Genomic DNA, 18,146 nt, shown 5'->3' on the forward strand with positions numbered 1-18,146 from the left:
ATGTGGTGGACAAGACTGAAGGCGCTGATCGTCAAGGAATTGCTGGCGGTATTGCGCGATCCCAAGGGACGCACGGTGCTGATCGTCCCGCCGATCCTGCAGCTGCTGGTGTTTTCCTATGCCGCAACGCTCGAAGTGACGAATGTCGACGTCATGGTGCTGAACCGCGACAATGGCCACTGGAGCCAGGACCTCGTTGAGGGAATCCAGGGGTCGCCGACTTTCCGCAGCATTCGCTTCACCAACAGCCCCGACGAGGTGCGCGCGGCAATCGACACGCAAACCGTCATTGCCGCGATCGAGATCGGCCCCACCTTCTCGCGCGAGATCGAAGCGAGCCGGCCGGCCGAAGTACAGCTCATCCTCGACGGGCGCCGCTCAAACGCGTCGCAGATCGTTGCCGGCTATCTGAGCCGCATCGTGGGAACGCTTGCCGCCGAAACGCCGGCCGGCAAGCGCATGGCTTCCGGCGCAGTCACCGTCGTCGCGCGTAACTGGTTCAATCCGAACCTCACCTATCAATGGTTCATGGTGCCGAACCTGGTCGCGAGCATAGCGCTTTTGATCGGCCTCATTGTAACCGCGCTGTCGATCGCCCGCGAACGCGAGCTCGGCACTTTCGACCAGCTCATGGTTTCGCCGCTTAGGACACATGAGATCCTGATCGGCAAGCTGATCCCACCAATGATGATTGGCCTCTTCCACATCACCATCTATATCCTGGCGGCAGTCTTCATTTTCGGGGTGCCGTTGCGCGGCTCGCTATTGCTGCTCTATGGCAGCGCGATCTTCTATCTCGCCTCCGTCGTCGGCCTCGGCCTCTTCATTTCGGCCCTTTCGATGACGCAGCAGCAGGCGATCCTCGGCGCCTTCCTTTTCATGGTGCCGGCGATGCTGCTCTCGGGCTTCGCGACGCCGATCGAGAACATGCCCACCTGGCTGCAGCCGATCACCTACATCAACCCGCTACGCTATTTCCTCGTGATCGTGAAGGGTGTGTTCCTCAAGGACATTCCGGCGGTCGAGGTGGCGCGGCAGACGATCCCACTGTTTATGATCGCCATCGTCACCCTCTCGGCCGCCTCCTGGCTCTTCCGCCGTCGACTGGAGTAACCGGAGYAACTCCAGCCAAGGTGCGCAGTGGTTTTCCGGTCGGAGTACGCAATCGGATCCTTCCGACCGGAAACGCTCTATTCCTTCAGGAAGCGCGTGATCGCAGCAATCTCGTTCTGGCGAATGTCATGTCCGCCGGAATGCCACTCCGTGTGCGTTACCGCACCCTGCCCCTGGAAATAGTCGGCCAAGGCCTGCGTCAGCGGCGCCGGGCAGATCGGGTCGCGTTCGCCGGCGGTGATCAGCACGCGACGGCCTTTGAGCGCCGGATTGTCCTTCGGCCGGAATGGGATCAGGGGATGCATGAGCACCACCTTGTCGAAGACGCCTTTTTCGATGAGCACATTGGCGAGAATGTTCGCACCATTGGAATAGCCGAGGCCGATCACCTGCGAAGCCTGATGCTCCGTGGCCAACGCCTTTACGAAGCCGGCCATCTTTTCGGTAGCCCGGGCAAGATCCGCCATGTCATAGACGCCCTCACCCGTGCGCCTGAAGAACCTTGCCGCTCCATGTTCCGAGACGTCACCGCGCGGCGAGACGATCGTCGCATCGGGCAGAAGCTCGGTCGCAAAGGTGAAGAACTGGTTTTCATCTCCGCCCGTTCCGTGAAAGACGAAGAAGATCGGCTGACCGGGTTTGCCTGCCTTCAGCTTGTGGACGTAACCGTAATCGACCATTTTTGTCTCCTGGAGCAGTTCCAGAGCCTCAGCCCGAAACTGCCTGATTTCAAAGTGTTGGATTCACCGTTTCGATGAAACTGTGAAGCGATCTTCATAGGATCTGGTGCCAAAGGCTCGCCGGTACGGCGAGCCTTTTCTGTATCGACGACTAGTCAATCTTCTGCAGGTGGCTTTCCAGGATCGGACGCAGGTGCTTGTGCTGCTGAGGCAGCTTCAGTGCCTCGCCGAGGTGCGCGAGATCCTCGTCCCGGTCGAAGCCCGGCTCGTTGGTGGCGATCTCGAACAGCACACCACCCGGTGTGCGAAAGTAGATCGCCCAGAAGTAATCGCGGTCGATCACCGGGGTCACCTGATAGCCGGTATCCATCAGCGCCTTGCGCACTTCGAGCTGCTTTTCGCGGTTTTCGACGGCGAAGGCGATATGGTGCACCGAACCGGCGCCCTGCGAAGCGCGGCCGATATTCGGCATCGTCTCCAGGTCGATGACGCGCGCATCGTTGCCACCAGGCACGATCAGACGCGTGACGCCATCCTTGCGGTCAAGCTCCTCGTAGCCCATGAACTTCAAGAGTTCGGCCGTAGCACCTTCATCGCGAAGACGAAGTGCCGCGGAATGAAACCCGCGGATCGCATGATCCGCCGAAATGCCGCCTTCCGTCCAGGGTGCGCGCTGATCATCCTTGACCTCGACGAGCGCAAAGCCGTCACCATCAGGGCCGGCAAAGTTCAGGCGCTTCTCGCCGAAGGTTTCTTCGTCCTTGAGGCCGGAGACACCCGAAGCCGTCAGGCGATCCCGCCAGTAGCCGAGCGAACCTTCGGGCACGGAGAAGACGGTGGTCCCGACTTCTCCGGTACCGGCGCGCCCACGCGGCATGTTCGGGAACGGGAAATAGGTCATGACCGTACCGGGCGTGCCGGCTTCGTCGCCGTAATAGAGGTGGTAGACGTCCGGCGAGTCGAAGTTGACCGTCTTCTTGACCCGACGCAGACCGAGCGACTTGGTGAAGAACAGGTTGTTTTCGCGCGCATCGTCGGCCATCGAAGTGACGTGATGCAGACCCTTGATCTGATTGAGCATTGCCGTGATCCTTTCGCTCCGGCGCCACCGGGGCGCTCCGTTGGGTGATAGATGCGCTCTTCCGGCCCACAGCGAAAGCCGGCCAAGGCCAAACGCATTGTCAACATTACATTGACAGCACTACAGACTCGTCAACAATCGAGAGGCCGATTGCCCCGCGCTTGTGACCTGTTGCGCCGATGCATAAGATCGCCTTGCGGCATGCCGTCGTAGGCACGCGAGGAGGCGCGCGGACATCTGTGAAACATCGCTTGGCCCTTGGATTCCTGCTGTTGCCGCTGCTCGCGACCATACTGGCCTGGAAAGGCTACGCGGTCACGACCGACAGCTATTTGCGCGAGGCAAGCGCCCAGGCGACCACGGCGCTTCGCCTGGCCGTCACCGCGCTCGACGGCCATCTCAATCGCTACCAGGCGCTGCCGGCGTTGATTGCCGATCATGACGATGTCCGCGAGCTCGTCACCCGCCCGCGGGACCGGCGACTGCGGCAGGCCGTCGACAACTACCTCAAGGACATCAACGGGCTGTTGCAGTCCTCGGACATCTACGTGATCACGCCGGATGGCAACACCATCGCCGCCAGCAACTATGACGGGCCGACGAGCTTCGTCGGGCAGAATTTCAGCTACCGACCCTATTTCCAAGAAGCGCTTCGCGGGCAGCAATCGCGATTCTATGCGCTCGGGACCACATCGTTGAAGCGCGGCTATTTTTTCGGCTCCCCGATCCGGGTCGGAAACGAGATCCGCGGCGTCATGGTGTTCAAGGTCGATGTCGAGCGCATCGAGGCCTCCTGGCAGGGCGGCGAGTACAAGATTTTCGTCTCCGACCCGGAAGGCATCATCTTCATGTCCGGCGATCCGGAGTGGCGCTATGCGTCGATCCTGCCGCTGACATCGGACCGGCTGGCACGCACCGGGGCCTCCCGGCGCTACGCCGACGCCACCGTGCACGCCCTTCCCGTCTTGGAGAGCGTCTCGTCCGATCGTCATTTCCTCACCGTCTCGGCCGGAAACTCCAGCCGCGAATACCTGATGCTTTCGCAGCGGATGCCCGATGCGGACTGGACCGTGAATGTGCTGGTCGATACGGCCTCGGTGCGAACACAGGCGCTGACGACGGTCATCGCAGCCCTGCTTCTGCTCTGCCTTGCAGCTCTCGGCGTTGCCATCATTCTTCAGCGGCGGGCACGGCTCAACGAGCGCCTGTCGATGCAGGAGGAAGCACAGGCCGAGCTGGAACGCCGCGTCGACGAACGCACTGCCGACCTTGCGCGCGTCAACGCCCAGATCGAGGAAGAGATCGCCGAACGGCGACTGACGGAGAAGCAACTGCGCCGTACGCAGGCCGACCTGATCCAGGCCGGAAAACTGGCAGGGCTCGGGCAGATGTCCGCCGCCCTCTCGCACGAATTCAACCAGCCGCTTGCCGCCGCAAAGACCTATGCCGACAGCGCCGCATTGCTGATCGAGCGCGGTCGATCCGACGAGGCAACTGACAACATCCGCCGGATCTCCGGCCTCGTCGATCGCATGGCAGCGATCAGCAAGCACCTGCGCAACTTCGCCCGCAAACCGAACGAGAAGCTCGGGCCGGTTCCGGTCGAAGAGGTGGTGCGCGATACGATGGAGATCGTATCGGTTCGGCTGAAGGCTGCGTCAGCAACCATCGACATTGATCTCGGCGATCAGCCGCTCGTCGTTCGCGCCGGATCGGTGCGCCTGCAGCAGGTGCTCGTCAACGTCATCTCGAACGCCGCAGATGCCGTCGAGGGACTTGAAGACCGGACCATTCGCCTACGAGCTAGACAGGATGGCGGCAAGGTGTTGCTGACCGTCAGCGACCGGGGACCAGGCGTCCCGCCGGCGATTGCCGAACGCATTTTCGATCCGTTCTTTTCGACCAAGGGCGTCGGCAAGGGGCTGGGCCTCGGCCTTTCGATTTCCTATAACATTATCAAGGATTTCGGCGGCAGCCTTGTTGCCACCAATCTTGCGGAGGGTGGCGCCGAGTTCCGCATCGAACTTACCGCCGAAGATAGCAATGCCCGGGAGGCTGCCGAATGATCGAGAGCCGGATCCTGCTCGTCGATGACGAAGAGGATGTACGCCATTCGAGTGCGCAAGCGCTGGAACTTGCGGGCTTTCGAGTCGAGACATTTGCGGCAGCCGAACACGCACTGGAATTCATCAGCTTCAGTTTTTCCGGCGTAGTCATCAGCGACATCCGCATGCCCGGCATGGACGGCATGACACTTCTGCAGCGCATCCGCGAGATCGATGCCGAAGTGCCTGTCATCCTCGTCACCGGCCATGGCGATGTGCAGCTTGCGGTGCGCGCGATGCGCGAAGGCGCCTATGATTTCGTCGAGAAGCCCTTTGCGACACAGATGCTCGCCGGCACGATCCGCCGGGCCCTCGACTGGCGCGCGCTCGTCCTGGAAAACCGCCGTTTGAAGGCCGTGGCCGGCAAACGCGACGATATCGAGCAGCGGCTCCCCGGTCGCAGCCAAGTGATGGTCGATCTGCGCTATCGCATTCGCGCGATCGGCGCCGCCGACGCCGACACGCTGATCATCGGCGACACCGGCGTTGGCAAGGAGGTGCTGGCCCGCACGCTGCACGACCTCAGTGCGCGCGCCAATAGCCCCTTCATTGCGATCAACTGTGCGGCCCTGCCGGAAAATCTGATCGAGAGCGAGCTTTTTGGCCATGAGCCCGGCGCCTTTCCCGGTGCCATCCGCCCGCGCTATGGCAAGTTCGAGCATGGTCGCGGTGGTACCATCCTGCTCGACGAGATCGGCTCGATGCCATTCGACCTTCAGGCTAAATTCCTGCGCGTCCTCCAGGAACGCGTCATCACCCGGCTCGGATCGAACGAAATCGTGCCGCTCGACGTGCGCTTCATCGCGACCAGCAAAGTCGACCTCGAAAAGGAGGTTGCCGCAGGGCGCTTCCGCGCCGATCTGCTCTATCGGCTCAACGTCGCGACGCTTCGTGTTCCCTCGCTTGCACAACGCCGCACGGATATCCCGCTGCTCTTTCTGCAATTGGTCAGGGAATCCGCCGCGCGCTACGGCCGGGACGAAGTCGAGGTCTCACAAGCCATGCTGGCGGAAATGGCAGAGCGCGACTGGCCGGGCAACGTACGCGAACTGCGCAATGCCGCCGAGCGGCTGGTGCTTGGGCTTGATGCCTCGCCACACGATGCGGCGAAGGAAGATAGCGGCCGGCTTGCAGACAAGGTGGCGGCCTATGAAAAGGGCCTGATCGCCAGCGCCATCRCGGCCCACGGAGGCGCCCTGAAACCGGTTTATGAGTCGCTCGGCATCTCGCGCAAGACGCTCTACGAAAAGATGCAGAAATTTGGGCTCGACAAGAAGCTCGTCGCCGCGGACTTTTTCGCAGACGGCGATCTCTGATCGCAGCCGGCATCCGAAACCCCAAGCGCAGAAACGAATTCAGGGACGCGATCGCTCGCGTCCCTGTCAACGATGTGTCCAAAGTCTCAGATGTTGAAGGCAGCGCCGATCAGCGTCTTGGTATAGGGCTGTTTCGGCGCCTCGAAGATCGCGTCAGTTTCGCCTTCCTCGACGATCTTGCCGTTCTTCATGACGATCACATAGTCCGACATCGCCTTCACCACCGAAAGATCGTGGCTGATGAAGATGTAGGAGAGCCCATGTGAGCGCTGCAGATCGCGCAGGAGTTCGATCACCTGCCCCTGCACCGAGCGGTCGAGCGCCGAGGTCGGTTCGTCGAGAATGACGACCTTCGGCTTCAGGATCATCGCGCGGGCAATCGCGATACGCTGCCGCTGGCCGCCCGAAAACTCGTGCGGGTAGCGATTGCGCGACGCAGGATCGAGCCCCACTTCCTTCAGTGCCTCGGACGCCCGGCGGTCGCGGTCGGCGCGGCTGAGCTCGGGCTCATGCACGTGCAGACCTTCGGTGATGATTTCACCGACGGTTCGGCGTGGCGAAAGCGAGCCGTAGGGATCCTGGAAGACGAGCTGCAAGGTGCGGCGCAACGGCCGCATCTGGCCGCGGTCGAAACCGGAGATATCCGTCGTCCCGAAGCGGTAGTGACCGCTGCTCGGCAGCAGTCTCAGCAGCGCACGGCCGAGCGTCGATTTTCCGGAGCCGGACTCGCCGACGACCCCGATCGTCTGCCCCTCTTTCAGGCGCAGATTGACGCTGTCCACGGCACGGAAGACCGACTTGCCGCCTTTGAACAGTCCGCCTCCGATCTGGTAATCGACGCAAACATCGCGACCTTCGAGAATGATCGGCGCGCTGTCGGGCGGCGAAGCCTTGCGACCACTGGGCTCGGCGGCGAGCAGCATCTTCGTATAATCGGCCTGCGGCCGCTCGAAGATATCTGCCGTCGTGCCCCGCTCCACCACTTCGCCGCGGCGCATGACCGCAACCCGATCGGCGAAGTGCTTGACGATGCCGAGGTCGTGCGTGATCAGAACGATCGCCATGCCGAAGCGCTGCTGCAGCGACTTCAGGAGATCGAGGATCTGCGCCTGGATCGTCACGTCGAGTGCCGTCGTCGGTTCGTCAGCGATTAGCAGATCAGGCTCGTTGGCGAGTGCCATGGCGATCATCACGCGCTGGCGCTGGCCACCCGAAAGCTCGTGCGGGTAGCTGTCGATGCGACGTCCCGGCTCGGGGATGCCGACAAGTTCGAGCAGTTCGAGCACGCGTGCCCGCGCCTGCTTGAACGAGCCACCGCGGTGGTGAACGATCGGCTCGGCGATCTGGCGTCCGATCGGATAGAGCGGATCGAGCGAGGTCATCGGCTCCTGGAAGATCATGGTGACCTTCGCGCCGCGGACCTGATTCAAGGCCTTCGGCGGCAGGCCAACAAGCTCCTGCCCACGGTAGGTTGCCGAGCCCGTGACCTCACCGTTCTTGGCGAGCAGGCCCATGATGCCCATCATCGTCTGGCTCTTGCCGGAGCCGGATTCGCCGACGACTGCGAGCGTTTCGCCTGAGCGTACGTCGAGATCGATGCCCTTGACCGCTTCTACGGTGCCGTCAGGCGTCGAGAAGTTCACCTTGAGGCCGCGAACGGCCAGGATGGTTTCCTTGGTATCTGCCATGTCAGCGATCCTTCGGGTCGAGCGCGTCGCGCAGGCCGTCGCCGACGAAGTTCAGCGAGAACAGCGTCAGGACGAAGAAGATGGCCGGGAAGATCAAAAGCCACGGCGCCGACTGTATATTGTTTGCGCCTTCCGAGATCAGCGCGCCCCAGCTCGTCAGCGGCGCCTGAACGCCAAGACCGAGGAAGGAGAGGAAGCTCTCGAGCAGGATCACCTTGGGCACGACGACGGTCACGAAAACTATGACCGGTCCGATCGTGTTGGGGATGATGTGCCGGCGGATGATCTGCCAGTCGGTAAGACCGAGTGCCTGCGCGGCGCCGACGAATTCGCGGCGTTTGAGCGCAAGTGTCTGGCCACGCACGATACGGGCCATGTCGAGCCATTCCACCGCACCGATCACCAGGAAGATCAGGATGAACGAGCGGCCGAAGAACACGACGAGCACGACGACGAGGAAGACGAAGGGCAGAGAGTAGAGGATCTCCACCAGACGCATCATGACGTTGTCGACGCGGCCGCCGATATAGCCCGAAGTCGCGCCATAAACGACGCCGATGCCGAGCGACACGAGACTGGCGAGCAGGCCGACGGCGATCGAGATCTGGCCGCCGAGCATGACGCGGACCAAGAGGTCGCGGCCGTTGGAGTCGGTGCCGAAGGGGAAATACTCCCGGTCGACCTGACCGGTGACCTTCAGCGTCTTCCCGTCGTCTTCCGTTGCCACCACCTGGGTGTCACGAAACTCGTTGGCGCGATCGAAATAGCGCGTGGCGCGTGCGTCGATCGGCTGTTCGGAGGTGATCGTCGCGGTAAAGGTCTCGCCCTCGACGGCGAACTCCTTCAGCGTGACGCGCGCTCGCGTGGCAACGCCTTCCATAACGTCCTGAAGCGTGGACGTATCGGGCCGCGGATCGAGGCTCGGGCTGATCGAGACGTAGGACGGAAACACCTGGTCATAGGTGTGCGGAACGAAGAGCGGTCCGAGGAACGAGAACAGCGCGATCAGCGCCAGCATGAAGCAGCCGGCCATTGCGGCGCGGTTGCGCCGGAAGCGCATGGCGGCGAGTTGGAAGAGGCTTCGCCCCTTCGTTTCCGGTGTCACCACCGGGGTCTGGACGATATCAGTCATGGCGAACCCTCGGATCGAGCAGGCCGTAGAGAATGTCGACCAGGAGATTGAAAACGATGACGAAGATGGYGACGAGGATAACCGTGCCCATCACCAGCGTGTAATCGCGGTTGATCGCGCCGAGGACGAAGTAACGACCGACGCCAGGAATGGTGAAGATCGTCTCGACGACGGCCGAGCCGGTCAGAAGGGCCGCAGCGCAAGGCGCGAGATAGGAGACGACCGGCAGCATCGCGCCACGCATGGCGTGGGTGACGACAACCGTGCGTGACGGCAGACCGTAGGCCTTGGCCGTTCGGATATGGTCGGTATGCAAGGCCTCGATCATCGAGCCGCGCGTCAGGCGCGCAAACACCGCAAGCTGCGGCAGCGCCAGCGCGATCATCGGCAGGATCAGGAAGCGCAGCGATCCGTCGCCCCAGCCGCCTGCCGGCAGCCATGCGAGCACGATCGCAAAGACCAGCGTCAACACCGGGCCGACGACGAAGTTGGGCACGGTGACGCCCATGGTCGAGACCGACATGATCGCGAAATCGAGAATGCTGTTCTGCCTGAGCGCGGCGATCGTACCGGCGGTCACGCCGCCGATAAGTGCAAGCAGCAGCGCGTAGAAGCCGAGCTCCATCGAATAGGGAAGCCCCTTGCCGATCAGCTCGGCGACGTTGTTGTCCTTGTAGACATAGCTCGGGCCGAAGTCGCCGGTCACTGCATTGCTGAGATAGTGCGTGTATTGGCGCCAAAGAGGCTGGTCGAGCTGATAAGTCTTCATCAGGTTCGCCATCGTTTGTGGCGGAAGAGGACGCTCGAGGTTGAAGGGGCCACCAGGGGCGAACCGCATCAGGAAAAAGGATATGGTGACGACGATAAACAACGTCGGCACCGCACTCGCCAATCGGCGAAGGATGAAGGAAATCATGGACGTGCTCCGGAAACGACGCGCGGCGAGAGGCCGCGCGTCGTCTCAGTTCGTTATTCGGCGATGCTCAGGAACTTGCTCAGGTGCTCGTTCGGAGCATTGTCCGCCCAGCCCTTGACGCGGCTGGCAACCAGCCATAGGTCGGCCTGGGTCAGAAGCGGAGCGATCGGCTGTTCCTTCATCAGCAGCGCTTCGGCTTCGTGCAGCAGCTTGGAGCGAGCTGCCGGATCCTGCTCGTCGTAGGACTTCTTCATCAGGCTATCGAATTCGGCGTTTTCGAAATGGCCGTAGTTGAAGGTCTTGTTGGAACCGACGCTGAGCGCCAGGAAGTTCTCGGCGTCCGCATAGTCAGCCTGCCAGCCGGCGCGGGCAACGTTGAACTTGCCGCCTTCCTGCAGGTAGGCGTAGTGCGAGGACACGTCGAGGTTCACCAGCGACACCTTGGCGCCGAAGGTGTTCTTCCACATGTCGGCGACAGCCGTCGCCACGCGCTCGTGGTTCGGGTTGGTGTTGTAGCGCAGCTCGATATTGAGCGGCTTGCCACCTTCGCCGTAGCCAGCCTCCTTCATCAGGGCGATGGCCTTGTCTTCGCGGTCGAGCTGCGACAGCGTGCCGAAGTCAGCCTTGGACGGCTCACCGTAGCTTTCGATGCCCGGAGGAACCATCGAGTAGGCGGGGAGCTGCGAACCGGCATAGATCTCCTTGGCAAGGAAGTCGCGATCTACGGCCATCGACAGGGCCTGACGAACGCGAACGTCGCTATAGGGCTCCTGGCGGGTGTCGAATGCGTAGTAGTAGGTCGCAAGCGACGGCGACACGTGGACCTGGTCGTTGTAGGACGTGCGCAGGCGGTCGATCTGGTCGGCCGAGAAGTTATAGACTAGGTCCATTTCCTTGGCTTCGAAGCGGCGAACCGAAGCCGCCTGGTCGTCGATCGGGTAGAAGATGACCTTGTCGAGCTTGACGTTGGCCGCATCCCAGTAGTTGGCGTTCTTGACGACGGTCAGGCTGTCGTTCGGAACGTGGGCCTGGAGCGTGAACGCGCCGTTCGAAACCATGACGCCCGGCTTGACGAAGTCTGCGCCGTTCTTTTCAACGCTTGCCTTGCTGACCGGAAGTGCGGTCTGGTGCGCGAGCAGTTCCAGGAAGAACGGGGTCGGACGCTCAAGCGTAATTTCGACCGTCTTTTCATCGATCGCCTTCACGCCAAGCTGGTCGGTCGGCACTTCGCCCTTGTTGACCTTTTCGGCGTTCTTGATCGGGAAGAGGATGTTGGCGTAGCCGGCCGCGGTCTTCGGATCTTCAACGCGGCGGAAGGAAAAGACGAAATCTTCGGCGGTTACCGGCGAACCATCCGACCACTTTGCATCGGCGCGCAGCTTGAAGGTATAGACCGTGCCGTCGTCCGAAAGCTCCCACGTCTCAGCGACACCCGGGACGATCTTTGCAGAGGCGTCATAGATCGTCAGGCCTTCATAGAGATCCTTGAGGATGAACGCTTCGATGTTGATCGAGGTGTGGTGCTGGTCAAGCGTTTGCGGCTCACCTGCGTTGCCACGATGCAGGACAGCTTCGGCGAGTGCCGGGCTTGCTCCGATGAGCAGCGAGCCGATCAGTGCGGCAGCGCGCAGGTTGAGTTTGAGTGAAGCCATTTTGTTTCTCTCCTTCCCCTTGTTTTGGGTTTGTGATCGCAGGAGAGAAGTGCAAATCTTCTTCAAACGCAAGGCGGATTCTGCGGCTGTCTGCATCTTTATCTATAGGACAGAATTCCTTCTATCCCATAGGTTGTATTTCGTTTGCGATTCTTTTCGTCGCCTTTGCGACGGACATATGACGGAAGCAGGGCAATTTCGGGAAATCTCCTGCAACGTTTTAGGTCTGCAAATTTTGTCGACAAAACACGCCCGGAGCCGGCCGCGAATCATCGCCTATGCAAAGTTTGTGAATTTTGCCGGCAGTTTACGTAATGTGCGCAAAGAATGGCGCCGTTCGCCGCAATCTTCTTGCGACCCGCTCACTTCCTGTCGACAAATCGTTTCTATCTCACACCCGACCGACTAGTGTACAATGCAAAATAAACACGCCCAGATTGCGTCGATTACTCTTGTCCCACTCGCCTCGGAGGCACCACCAGAAAGTGAAACCAGTTCACTCCAGGGGTGTTGCATCCAGTCCACAGTAAAATCGATTGAAGCGAGTTTCGACCTCTGGCAACCTGCCTTTTGCCCGGTTGTCAAACCACTTCGATGAACTATTGTGCGCCTGACTTCGGTGGGCGCGACCAATTCGCGCGCGCCGTCACGCCGCATGGGTATTCCGGCCATCGCCTGCCTGCGATGATGTTCATGCGGCGCCTCGTGCCGGATTGTTTTTGTGGTGCACCGAAGATGGCTGCGCCGAACACCAAGGGAGAATAGCGAATGGCATTGATCACATTGCGGCAACTGCTCGACCATGCGGCGGAGAACGATTACGCGCTGCCGGCGTTCAATGTGAACAATCTCGAATACATTCAGGCCGTCATGCGCGCCGCCGATGCCACCGACAGTCCGGTGATCCTTCAGGCAAGCCGCGGCGCCCGTTCCTATGCAGGCGATGCGTTCCTGCGGCACCTGATCCTGGGCGCGGCCGAAGAATACCCGCATATCCCCGTCTGTCTGCACCTCGACCATGGCGACCAGCCGTCAACCTGCATCTCGGCCATCACCAACGGCTTCACCTCCGTCATGATGGATGGCTCGCTGGAGAAGGACGGTAAGACCGTTGCCAGCTATGACTACAATGTCGCCGTCACTGCAGAAGTGGTGAAGATCGCGCATGCGGCCGGCGTTTCGGTCGAAGGCGAACTCGGCTGCCTCGGCAACCTCGAGACCGGCGCCGGTGACAAGGAAGACGGCCACGGCTTCGAAGGCAAGCTGTCGCGCGAAGAGCTTCTGACCGACCCGGACCAGGCGCTCGATTTCGTCACCAAGACCGGCGTTGACGCGCTCGCTGTTGCGATCGGCACCAGCCACGGCGCCTACAAGTTCACCCGCGAGCCCGATGGCGACATCCTGTCGATCGAAACGATCGCCAAGATCAACAAGAAGCTGCCGAACACCCACCTCGTCATGCACGGCTCGTCGTCCGTGCCGAAGGATCTGCAGGACCTCTTCAACACCTATGGCGGCAAGATGAAGCCGACCTGGGGCGTTCCGGTCTCGGAAATCCAGAAGGCGATCCCGCTCGGCGTGCGCAAGGTCAACATCGACACGGACCTGCGCCTTGCCATGACCGGCACGATCCGCAAGAACTTCGCCGAGAACCCGGAAAACTTCGACCCGCGCACCTACCTGAAGCCGGCGACTGCGCTGATGACCGAGGTCTGCAAGGAGCGTTTCGAAGCCTTCCGCACCGCCGGCAAGGCATCGAAGATCCGCACGCTGCGCCTGCCGGAAATGGCAAAGCGCTACGCCGCTGCCTGATCCATAAATCCGCCAGCCCTCTTCGGCGACAGCAGACAAGGGCAACTGGATAATGAGACACAGATCGGCGCGCGCTCCGGAAACGGGGCGCGCGCCGATCTTTTTGCTGCGGTTTTTCAGAGATCGGCTGAAGGCCGAAACCGCAAGCCGTGCGGCCGGACACCTCGGGTCAATCGGCAACAAACGTCGCGGACAGTCGTTGGACAAGCTTAAGCGCTACTACTCATGCCTGTAGCTGCGCTGGCTTTTCCCTAATCAGATAGGATGAATTGCGCGGCAATCCGGCAGATGTACCATGCACGGCTGTGGTTGCTTCGGAGGCGTGACGACCACACTGCATCTCGAGCCTCTGCCCTAGCAGAGGCCCGTCTTCCAGCGGCCGCTGCCTGGTCGGTGATGGCGGACCGACAGTTGCATCTGGGACCTTGAGAACTGATCCCTTGACTCGCGTAGGCCGACCCAAACGGCCAGCGAGACTGAAGAATACCACGCCACTAGCGTTGCAAGTGCATTGTAATTTAATTCTCAGCAACTTGAGAAGGATCGTTGCGATGTCGAGTGCGCCAGCCAACCTGCCTGACTACGGGAAACCCCTCAACATCCGCAGGGTAATCAGAGAAGACACATCGATCAGGAGACGCCTCGTCCGAGGAGCGCTGGCACTCCTTATCCTTTCCGCCGCGCCATGTGCGTCCTTGGCCAAGGACGCGGGCGGCGCGAATATGCAGCACAGCAAGGAAGCCTTGGAGCAGGCACTACAGACAAGAGAACAGTACGACATGCCTGGCCTGCGCTTCGCCATAGCAAAGTCCACCTTGCGGGCAGGCGCAGAACAGCTTCTTGATAACGTTGCGGCCGTGCTCAAGAAGTTTCCCGACTGGAGCTTGAGAATTATCGTCCACACCGATGCGAGCGGCAACGCGGAAACCAACCAACATCTTTCGCAAGAACGTGCTGACATGATCAAGGCGGCGCTTGTCAAAAGAGGAGTTTCCGCCGACAGGTTGATCGCCTCCGGTGCCGGTCAGACTATGCCAGTTGCCAGCAACAACACGGCTGAAGGTCGAACTCGCAACCGTCGGGTCGAACTCATTCGGGTTACCGACGCGCCGGAAGCCAAAAAACTGCTCAAATCCATGTCGGACTATCTGGCTGCCCAGAAGACCCTGTCGTTCAGCTATGACTCCAACCTTCAGGTTGTCACCAATTCAGACCAGAAGCTTGGGCTATCGAGCTCCGGCACCGTAAACCTTAGCCGCCCAGACCGGGTGCATACGACCCGCTCCGGCGGGTTTGTCGATACCGAGACCTTGTTCGACGGCAAAACGCTCACCCTTTTTGGAAAAAACGTCAACAAGTACACGCAGGTGGAAATGCATGGGACGGTCGATCAACTGATAGACGAGTTGAAGGACAAGCACGGCCTGCCATTGCCGGCTGCCGACTTGCTGATGACCAATTCATATGAGGAGTTGATGAAGGGCGTCTATGACTCCAAGGACCTGGGAAGCGGCTTCGTGAACGGCAAGGAGTGCGATTCACTGGCTTTCCGCAAGGACGACGTGGACTTCCAGATCTGGGTCGCACATGGCGATCAACCGTACCCCTGCCGGTTGGTCATCACTTCCAGCAAGGTCAAGGGTGGGCCGGAATACAGCATCCAGATCAGGGACTGGAAAACTGGCGACGGTGTGCCCGCGGATGATTTCGCCTTCAAGAACACGACCAACGCCGAAAAGGCCGACGTGAAAGACCTCAAGCAGAATCTGAGTGAAATGCCGGATAATTTCGTTGTGGGAGATAAAAAATGAGCTTCTGCAAACGCACTGGAATCATCTGGCTCGTTTTGGCCGCTGCGCTCTTCATTGGCGACCTGACGGGCGAAGCGCTGAGTATAGCGCTCCCCAGCTTCGTCTCTCCCGCCATTGCCAGAGTCGGCCGTCCGCTGACACCGGTTAGCGTCGCCGGCGTAGCTCGCCGGACGACGCGGCGTTGCGCCGCCGGTGTCTATTACTGCTAGGCAACGGCAATTCCGATCCTCTGGTGTTCCGTGATCAACTTGTCCTGTTCACGGGAAGAGGATTGGCACGCTTTGACGAGGTCAACGAAGACCGCTGCGGGATCATGATCTCGCCGAACTCTTCGAAGCCATCGGGTTGTTCTGTCATCCCTTTCTTCACGCTCGTCGTAGAGCAGATCCTCTTCTGAGGGGCGCGTGCGCTTCAGAAGACGTTGCGCTTGCCCGCATCGCTGACACGCAAGGACCAGGTGGGGCTGCGGAGGCGTGAACGCCAGATGGAGAAGCGGCCCAGCGTCAGCCGGCCCGATGCCCGCTAGAATGTCGGCGGCGTGTTGACCCAGAGCAGCACGGTTTCACCGTCGTGGCGGTTCGTCCAGGCGTGGCGCCGCTTGCTCTCGAAGTAGAGCGAGTCGCCGATGCCGAGATCATAGAACTGGTCGCTGTCGAGGATGAACTCGACGCGACCCGAGAGAACATAGACGAATTCCTCGCCCTCATGCCGGTAGGCGCCCTCGCTGGAAGCGCCGGGCTCGAGCACGAAGCGGTGGCAGTCCATCTGGTTGCGGCCGTCGGCCAGCAACTGCACGGTGACGCCGGGCGTCGTGCGCGGCCATGTGCGCCATTCGCCGGCCCGTACCACCGCGCGCGCATCCGCCTCCTCCTCGCCGGAGAGGCTGGAAACGGTGGTTCCGAAATATTCGGCGATGTTGTGCAGGACGGCGACCGAAACGCCCTGCGAGGTGCGCTCGAGCGTCGACAGCACCGATGCGGCGATGCCGATTTCGCCGGCCACCTGCTCCAGCGTCTTGCCGGCTGCGTGCCTCAGGCTCCTCAGCTTGCGGCCAACCTGGTTGCCGGCGCTGTCGGCGGCTGCCGCACCGGACTGATCCTCGGCCGCGCCTTCCGCTTCGAGCGCCTCGCGGATCGCCGCAGGGTTCAGCCCACGCTCGACGCGGAACCAGGAGATGCGCTTCAACCGCGCAAGATCGCTCTCCGTATATTGCCGATGCCCTGTCGGGGATCGCTCCGGCACGACGAGGCCTTGCGTTTCCCAAAGCCTCAGCGTCGAGGCAGAAACCCCCGCCAATCGCGCCGCCTCGGCGACCTTGTAGCGCACTGCGCCCATTCCGAATTTCCCTTTATCGCCCACCGGCGCTGCCCGAATCCGTGCAATTCCGGTGTGTTCGCAACCTTAGCCGTCGCGATCAAGATCTGACAAGAACGCCGCATCAGCGGCCGTGGTGTCTCGATCACCAAATTTGATTTGCAATCGACAGTGAAAGGTGTACCACTTCCCGAATAAACTTGCAGAAAAAATGCAATATATTAACTCCAGATGTGACAGGAACGCACCATGACCAGCCTCACCGATCGCAAGAACGCCGCCATTTCTCGCGGCGTCGGCATGACCACACAGATCTACGCCGATCGCGCGGAAAACTCGGAAATCTGGGACAAGGAAGGCAATCGCTACATCGACTTCGCCTCCGGTATCGCGGTCGTCAACACCGGCCACCGTCACCCGAAGGTCATCGAAGCGGTCAAGGCGCAGATCGATCGCTTCACCCATACCTGCCATCAGGTCGTTCCCTACGAATCCTACGTGCACCTCGCCGAGCGCCTCAACGCGCTGACGCCGGGTAACTTTGCCAAGAAGACGATCTTCGTCACGACCGGCGCCGAGGCTGTCGAAAACGCCGTCAAGATCGCCCGCGCTTCGACTGGCCGCCAGGCGGTCATCGCGTTTAGCGGCGGCTTCCACGGCCGCACCTTCATGGGCATGGCGCTCACTGGCAAGGTCGTTCCCTACAAGGTCGGGTTCGGCGCTATGCCGGGCGACGTCTTCCACGCCCCCTTCCCGATCGAACTGCACGGCATCACGACCGAACAGTCGCTCGCGGCGCTGAAGAAGCTCTTTGCAGCCGATGTCGATCCAGGCCGTGTCGCCGCGATCATCCTGGAACCGGTGCAGGGTGAAGGCGGTTTCTATCCCGCGCCCGCCGCCTTCATGAAGGCGCTGCGCGAAATCTGCGACCAGCACGGCATTCTGCTCATCGCCGACGAGGTCCAGACAGGCTTTGCGCGCACCGGCAAGATGTTCGCCATGGACCATCACGATGTCGCGCCTGACCTCATCACCATGGCAAAGAGCCTTGCCGGCGGCTTCCCGCTCGCCGCCGTCACCGGCCGCGCCGAAGTCATGGATGCTCCGGCACCGGGCGGCCTTGGTGGTACATACGGCGGCAACCCGCTTGGCATCGCTGCAGCCCACGCTGTTCTCGACGTCATCGCTGAGGAGAAGCTCTGCGAACGCGCCGAGCAGCTCGGCGGCCGGCTCAAGCAGCGCCTCGCGGCAATCCGCGAGCAGGCGCCTGAAATCGCCGATATCCGCGGCCCCGGCTTCATGAACGCCGTCGAGTTCAACGACGTGAAGACCAACCTGCCGAGCGCAGACTTCGCCAACAAGGTGCGCCTGATCGCTCTGGAAAAAGGCCTGATCCTCTTGACCTGCGGCGTCCACGGCAACGTCATTCGCTTCCTGGCGCCGATCACCATCCAGGACGAAGTTTTTGCCGAAGCGCTCGACATTCTCGAAGCGTCGATCCTCGCGGCGCGTGGTTGACCTTCGAC

Annotated in this window: 14 protein-coding genes; 7 read left to right on the forward strand and 7 right to left on the reverse strand. The window is 61.2% G+C overall.

Translation table 11 applies throughout. From position 1 onward, the window contains the following. Positions 1-1,113: an ABC transporter permease gene (locus AB4Z53_RS09855; protein ID WP_441595689.1), complete on the forward strand. Its 1,113-nt coding sequence runs from the start codon at positions 1-3 to the stop codon at positions 1,111-1,113. Positions 1,114-1,190: 77 nt separating this feature from the next. Here the strand turns inward: AB4Z53_RS09855 and AB4Z53_RS09860 are convergent, their stop codons facing one another. Together AB4Z53_RS09860 and AB4Z53_RS09865 are read right to left on the reverse strand one after the other, a co-directional pair. Beyond that, positions 1,191-1,793, reverse strand: coding sequence for an alpha/beta hydrolase (locus AB4Z53_RS09860; RefSeq protein WP_441595690.1), 603 nt, complete (start codon positions 1,791-1,793; stop codon positions 1,191-1,193). Positions 1,794-1,944: 151 nt separating this feature from the next. Continuing rightward, positions 1,945-2,874: a VOC family protein gene (locus AB4Z53_RS09865; RefSeq protein ID WP_441595691.1), complete on the reverse strand. Its 930-nt coding sequence runs from the start codon at positions 2,872-2,874 to the stop codon at positions 1,945-1,947. 239 nt (positions 2,875-3,113) lie between these two features. On the opposite strand from AB4Z53_RS09865, the gene AB4Z53_RS09870 reads away from it, so the two are divergent. Both AB4Z53_RS09870 and AB4Z53_RS09875 read left to right on the forward strand, forming a co-directional pair. Continuing rightward, the gene (locus AB4Z53_RS09870; protein ID WP_441595692.1) at positions 3,114-4,940 is read left to right on the forward strand and encodes a sensor histidine kinase; all 1,827 of its coding nucleotides are present in this window, start codon (positions 3,114-3,116) and stop codon (positions 4,938-4,940) included. Next, positions 4,937-6,295 carry a sigma-54-dependent transcriptional regulator gene (locus AB4Z53_RS09875; protein WP_441595693.1) on the forward strand — a complete coding sequence of 453 codons (1,359 nt, stop codon included), beginning with the start codon at positions 4,937-4,939 and terminating at the stop codon, positions 6,293-6,295. The genes AB4Z53_RS09870 and AB4Z53_RS09875 overlap by 4 nt, the downstream gene beginning before the upstream one ends. An 86-nt stretch (positions 6,296-6,381) precedes the next feature. Here the strand turns inward: AB4Z53_RS09875 and AB4Z53_RS09880 are convergent, their stop codons facing one another. The 4 genes from AB4Z53_RS09880 to AB4Z53_RS09895 are packed head-to-tail and all read right to left on the reverse strand — an operon-like array spanning position 6,382 to position 11,683. Further along, positions 6,382-7,983: an ABC transporter ATP-binding protein gene (locus AB4Z53_RS09880; protein WP_441595694.1), complete on the reverse strand. Its 1,602-nt coding sequence runs from the start codon at positions 7,981-7,983 to the stop codon at positions 6,382-6,384. Position 7,984: 1 nt separating this feature from the next. Next, a complete protein-coding gene (locus AB4Z53_RS09885; protein WP_441595695.1) occupies positions 7,985-9,115 on the reverse strand; it encodes an ABC transporter permease in 1,131 nt (376 codons plus the stop codon). Further along, positions 9,108-10,031 (reverse strand): oligopeptide ABC transporter permease OppB, encoded by a 924-nt coding sequence (gene oppB, locus AB4Z53_RS09890; RefSeq protein WP_441595696.1) that lies wholly within the window; start codon positions 10,029-10,031, stop codon positions 9,108-9,110. Before oppB ends, AB4Z53_RS09885 begins: the two co-directional genes overlap by 8 nt. 53 nt (positions 10,032-10,084) lie before the next feature. Continuing rightward, a complete protein-coding gene (locus tag AB4Z53_RS09895) occupies positions 10,085-11,683 on the reverse strand; it encodes a peptide ABC transporter substrate-binding protein (RefSeq protein ID WP_113535132.1) in 1,599 nt (532 codons plus the stop codon). 768 nt (positions 11,684-12,451) lie between these two features. Between AB4Z53_RS09895 and fba the strand changes: the two genes are divergently transcribed. The 3 genes from fba (at position 12,452) to AB4Z53_RS09910 (ending at position 15,515) form a co-directional block, all read left to right on the forward strand. Continuing rightward, entirely contained in the window at positions 12,452-13,495 is a 1,044-nt protein-coding gene (gene fba, locus AB4Z53_RS09900; protein ID WP_113535133.1) for a class II fructose-bisphosphate aldolase, read from the forward strand. Positions 13,496-14,046: 551 nt separating this feature from the next. Continuing rightward, a complete protein-coding gene (locus AB4Z53_RS09905) occupies positions 14,047-15,306 on the forward strand; it encodes a DUF2092 domain-containing protein (protein WP_113535134.1) in 1,260 nt (419 codons plus the stop codon). After that, positions 15,303-15,515: a hypothetical protein gene (locus tag AB4Z53_RS09910; protein ID WP_113535135.1), complete on the forward strand. Its 213-nt coding sequence runs from the start codon at positions 15,303-15,305 to the stop codon at positions 15,513-15,515. Before AB4Z53_RS09905 ends, AB4Z53_RS09910 begins: the two co-directional genes overlap by 4 nt. A 313-nt stretch (positions 15,516-15,828) precedes the next feature. Here the strand turns inward: AB4Z53_RS09910 and AB4Z53_RS09915 are convergent, their stop codons facing one another. After that, positions 15,829-16,641, reverse strand: coding sequence for a MerR family transcriptional regulator (locus AB4Z53_RS09915; protein WP_113535136.1), 813 nt, complete (start codon positions 16,639-16,641; stop codon positions 15,829-15,831). A 228-nt stretch (positions 16,642-16,869) separates the two neighbouring features. Between AB4Z53_RS09915 and AB4Z53_RS09920 the strand changes: the two genes are divergently transcribed. Beyond that, positions 16,870-18,138 carry a 4-aminobutyrate--2-oxoglutarate transaminase gene (locus tag AB4Z53_RS09920; protein ID WP_113535137.1) on the forward strand — a complete coding sequence of 423 codons (1,269 nt, stop codon included), beginning with the start codon at positions 16,870-16,872 and terminating at the stop codon, positions 18,136-18,138. The last annotated feature ends 8 nt before the right edge of the window (positions 18,139-18,146 follow it).

Source organism: Ensifer sp. 2TAB8, assembly GCF_052115125.1.
Lineage (GTDB): Bacteria > Pseudomonadota > Alphaproteobacteria > Rhizobiales > Rhizobiaceae > Ensifer.

What these genes read in the sequence shown, in the direction of transcription:
- AB4Z53_RS09855 (WP_441595689.1), top strand. Translation starts at nt 1, where the DNA reads ATGTGGTGGACAAGACTGAAGGCGCTGATCGTCAAGGAATTGCTGGCG.
- AB4Z53_RS09860 (WP_441595690.1), bottom strand. Translation starts at nt 1,793, where the DNA reads ATGGTCGATTACGGTTACGTCCACAAGCTGAAGGCAGGCAAACCCGGT.
- AB4Z53_RS09865 (WP_441595691.1), bottom strand. Translation starts at nt 2,874, where the DNA reads ATGCTCAATCAGATCAAGGGTCTGCATCACGTCACTTCGATGGCCGAC.
- AB4Z53_RS09880 (WP_441595694.1), bottom strand. Translation starts at nt 7,983, where the DNA reads ATGGCAGATACCAAGGAAACCATCCTGGCCGTTCGCGGCCTCAAGGTG.
- AB4Z53_RS09885 (WP_441595695.1), bottom strand. Translation starts at nt 9,115, where the DNA reads ATGACTGATATCGTCCAGACCCCGGTGGTGACACCGGAAACGAAGGGG.
- AB4Z53_RS09895 (WP_113535132.1), bottom strand. Translation starts at nt 11,683, where the DNA reads ATGGCTTCACTCAAACTCAACCTGCGCGCTGCCGCACTGATCGGCTCG.
- fba (WP_113535133.1), top strand. Translation starts at nt 12,452, where the DNA reads ATGGCATTGATCACATTGCGGCAACTGCTCGACCATGCGGCGGAGAAC.
- AB4Z53_RS09905 (WP_113535134.1), top strand. Translation starts at nt 14,047, where the DNA reads ATGTCGAGTGCGCCAGCCAACCTGCCTGACTACGGGAAACCCCTCAAC.
- AB4Z53_RS09910 (WP_113535135.1), top strand. Translation starts at nt 15,303, where the DNA reads ATGAGCTTCTGCAAACGCACTGGAATCATCTGGCTCGTTTTGGCCGCT.
- AB4Z53_RS09915 (WP_113535136.1), bottom strand. Translation starts at nt 16,641, where the DNA reads ATGGGCGCAGTGCGCTACAAGGTCGCCGAGGCGGCGCGATTGGCGGGG.
- AB4Z53_RS09920 (WP_113535137.1), top strand. Translation starts at nt 16,870, where the DNA reads ATGACCAGCCTCACCGATCGCAAGAACGCCGCCATTTCTCGCGGCGTC.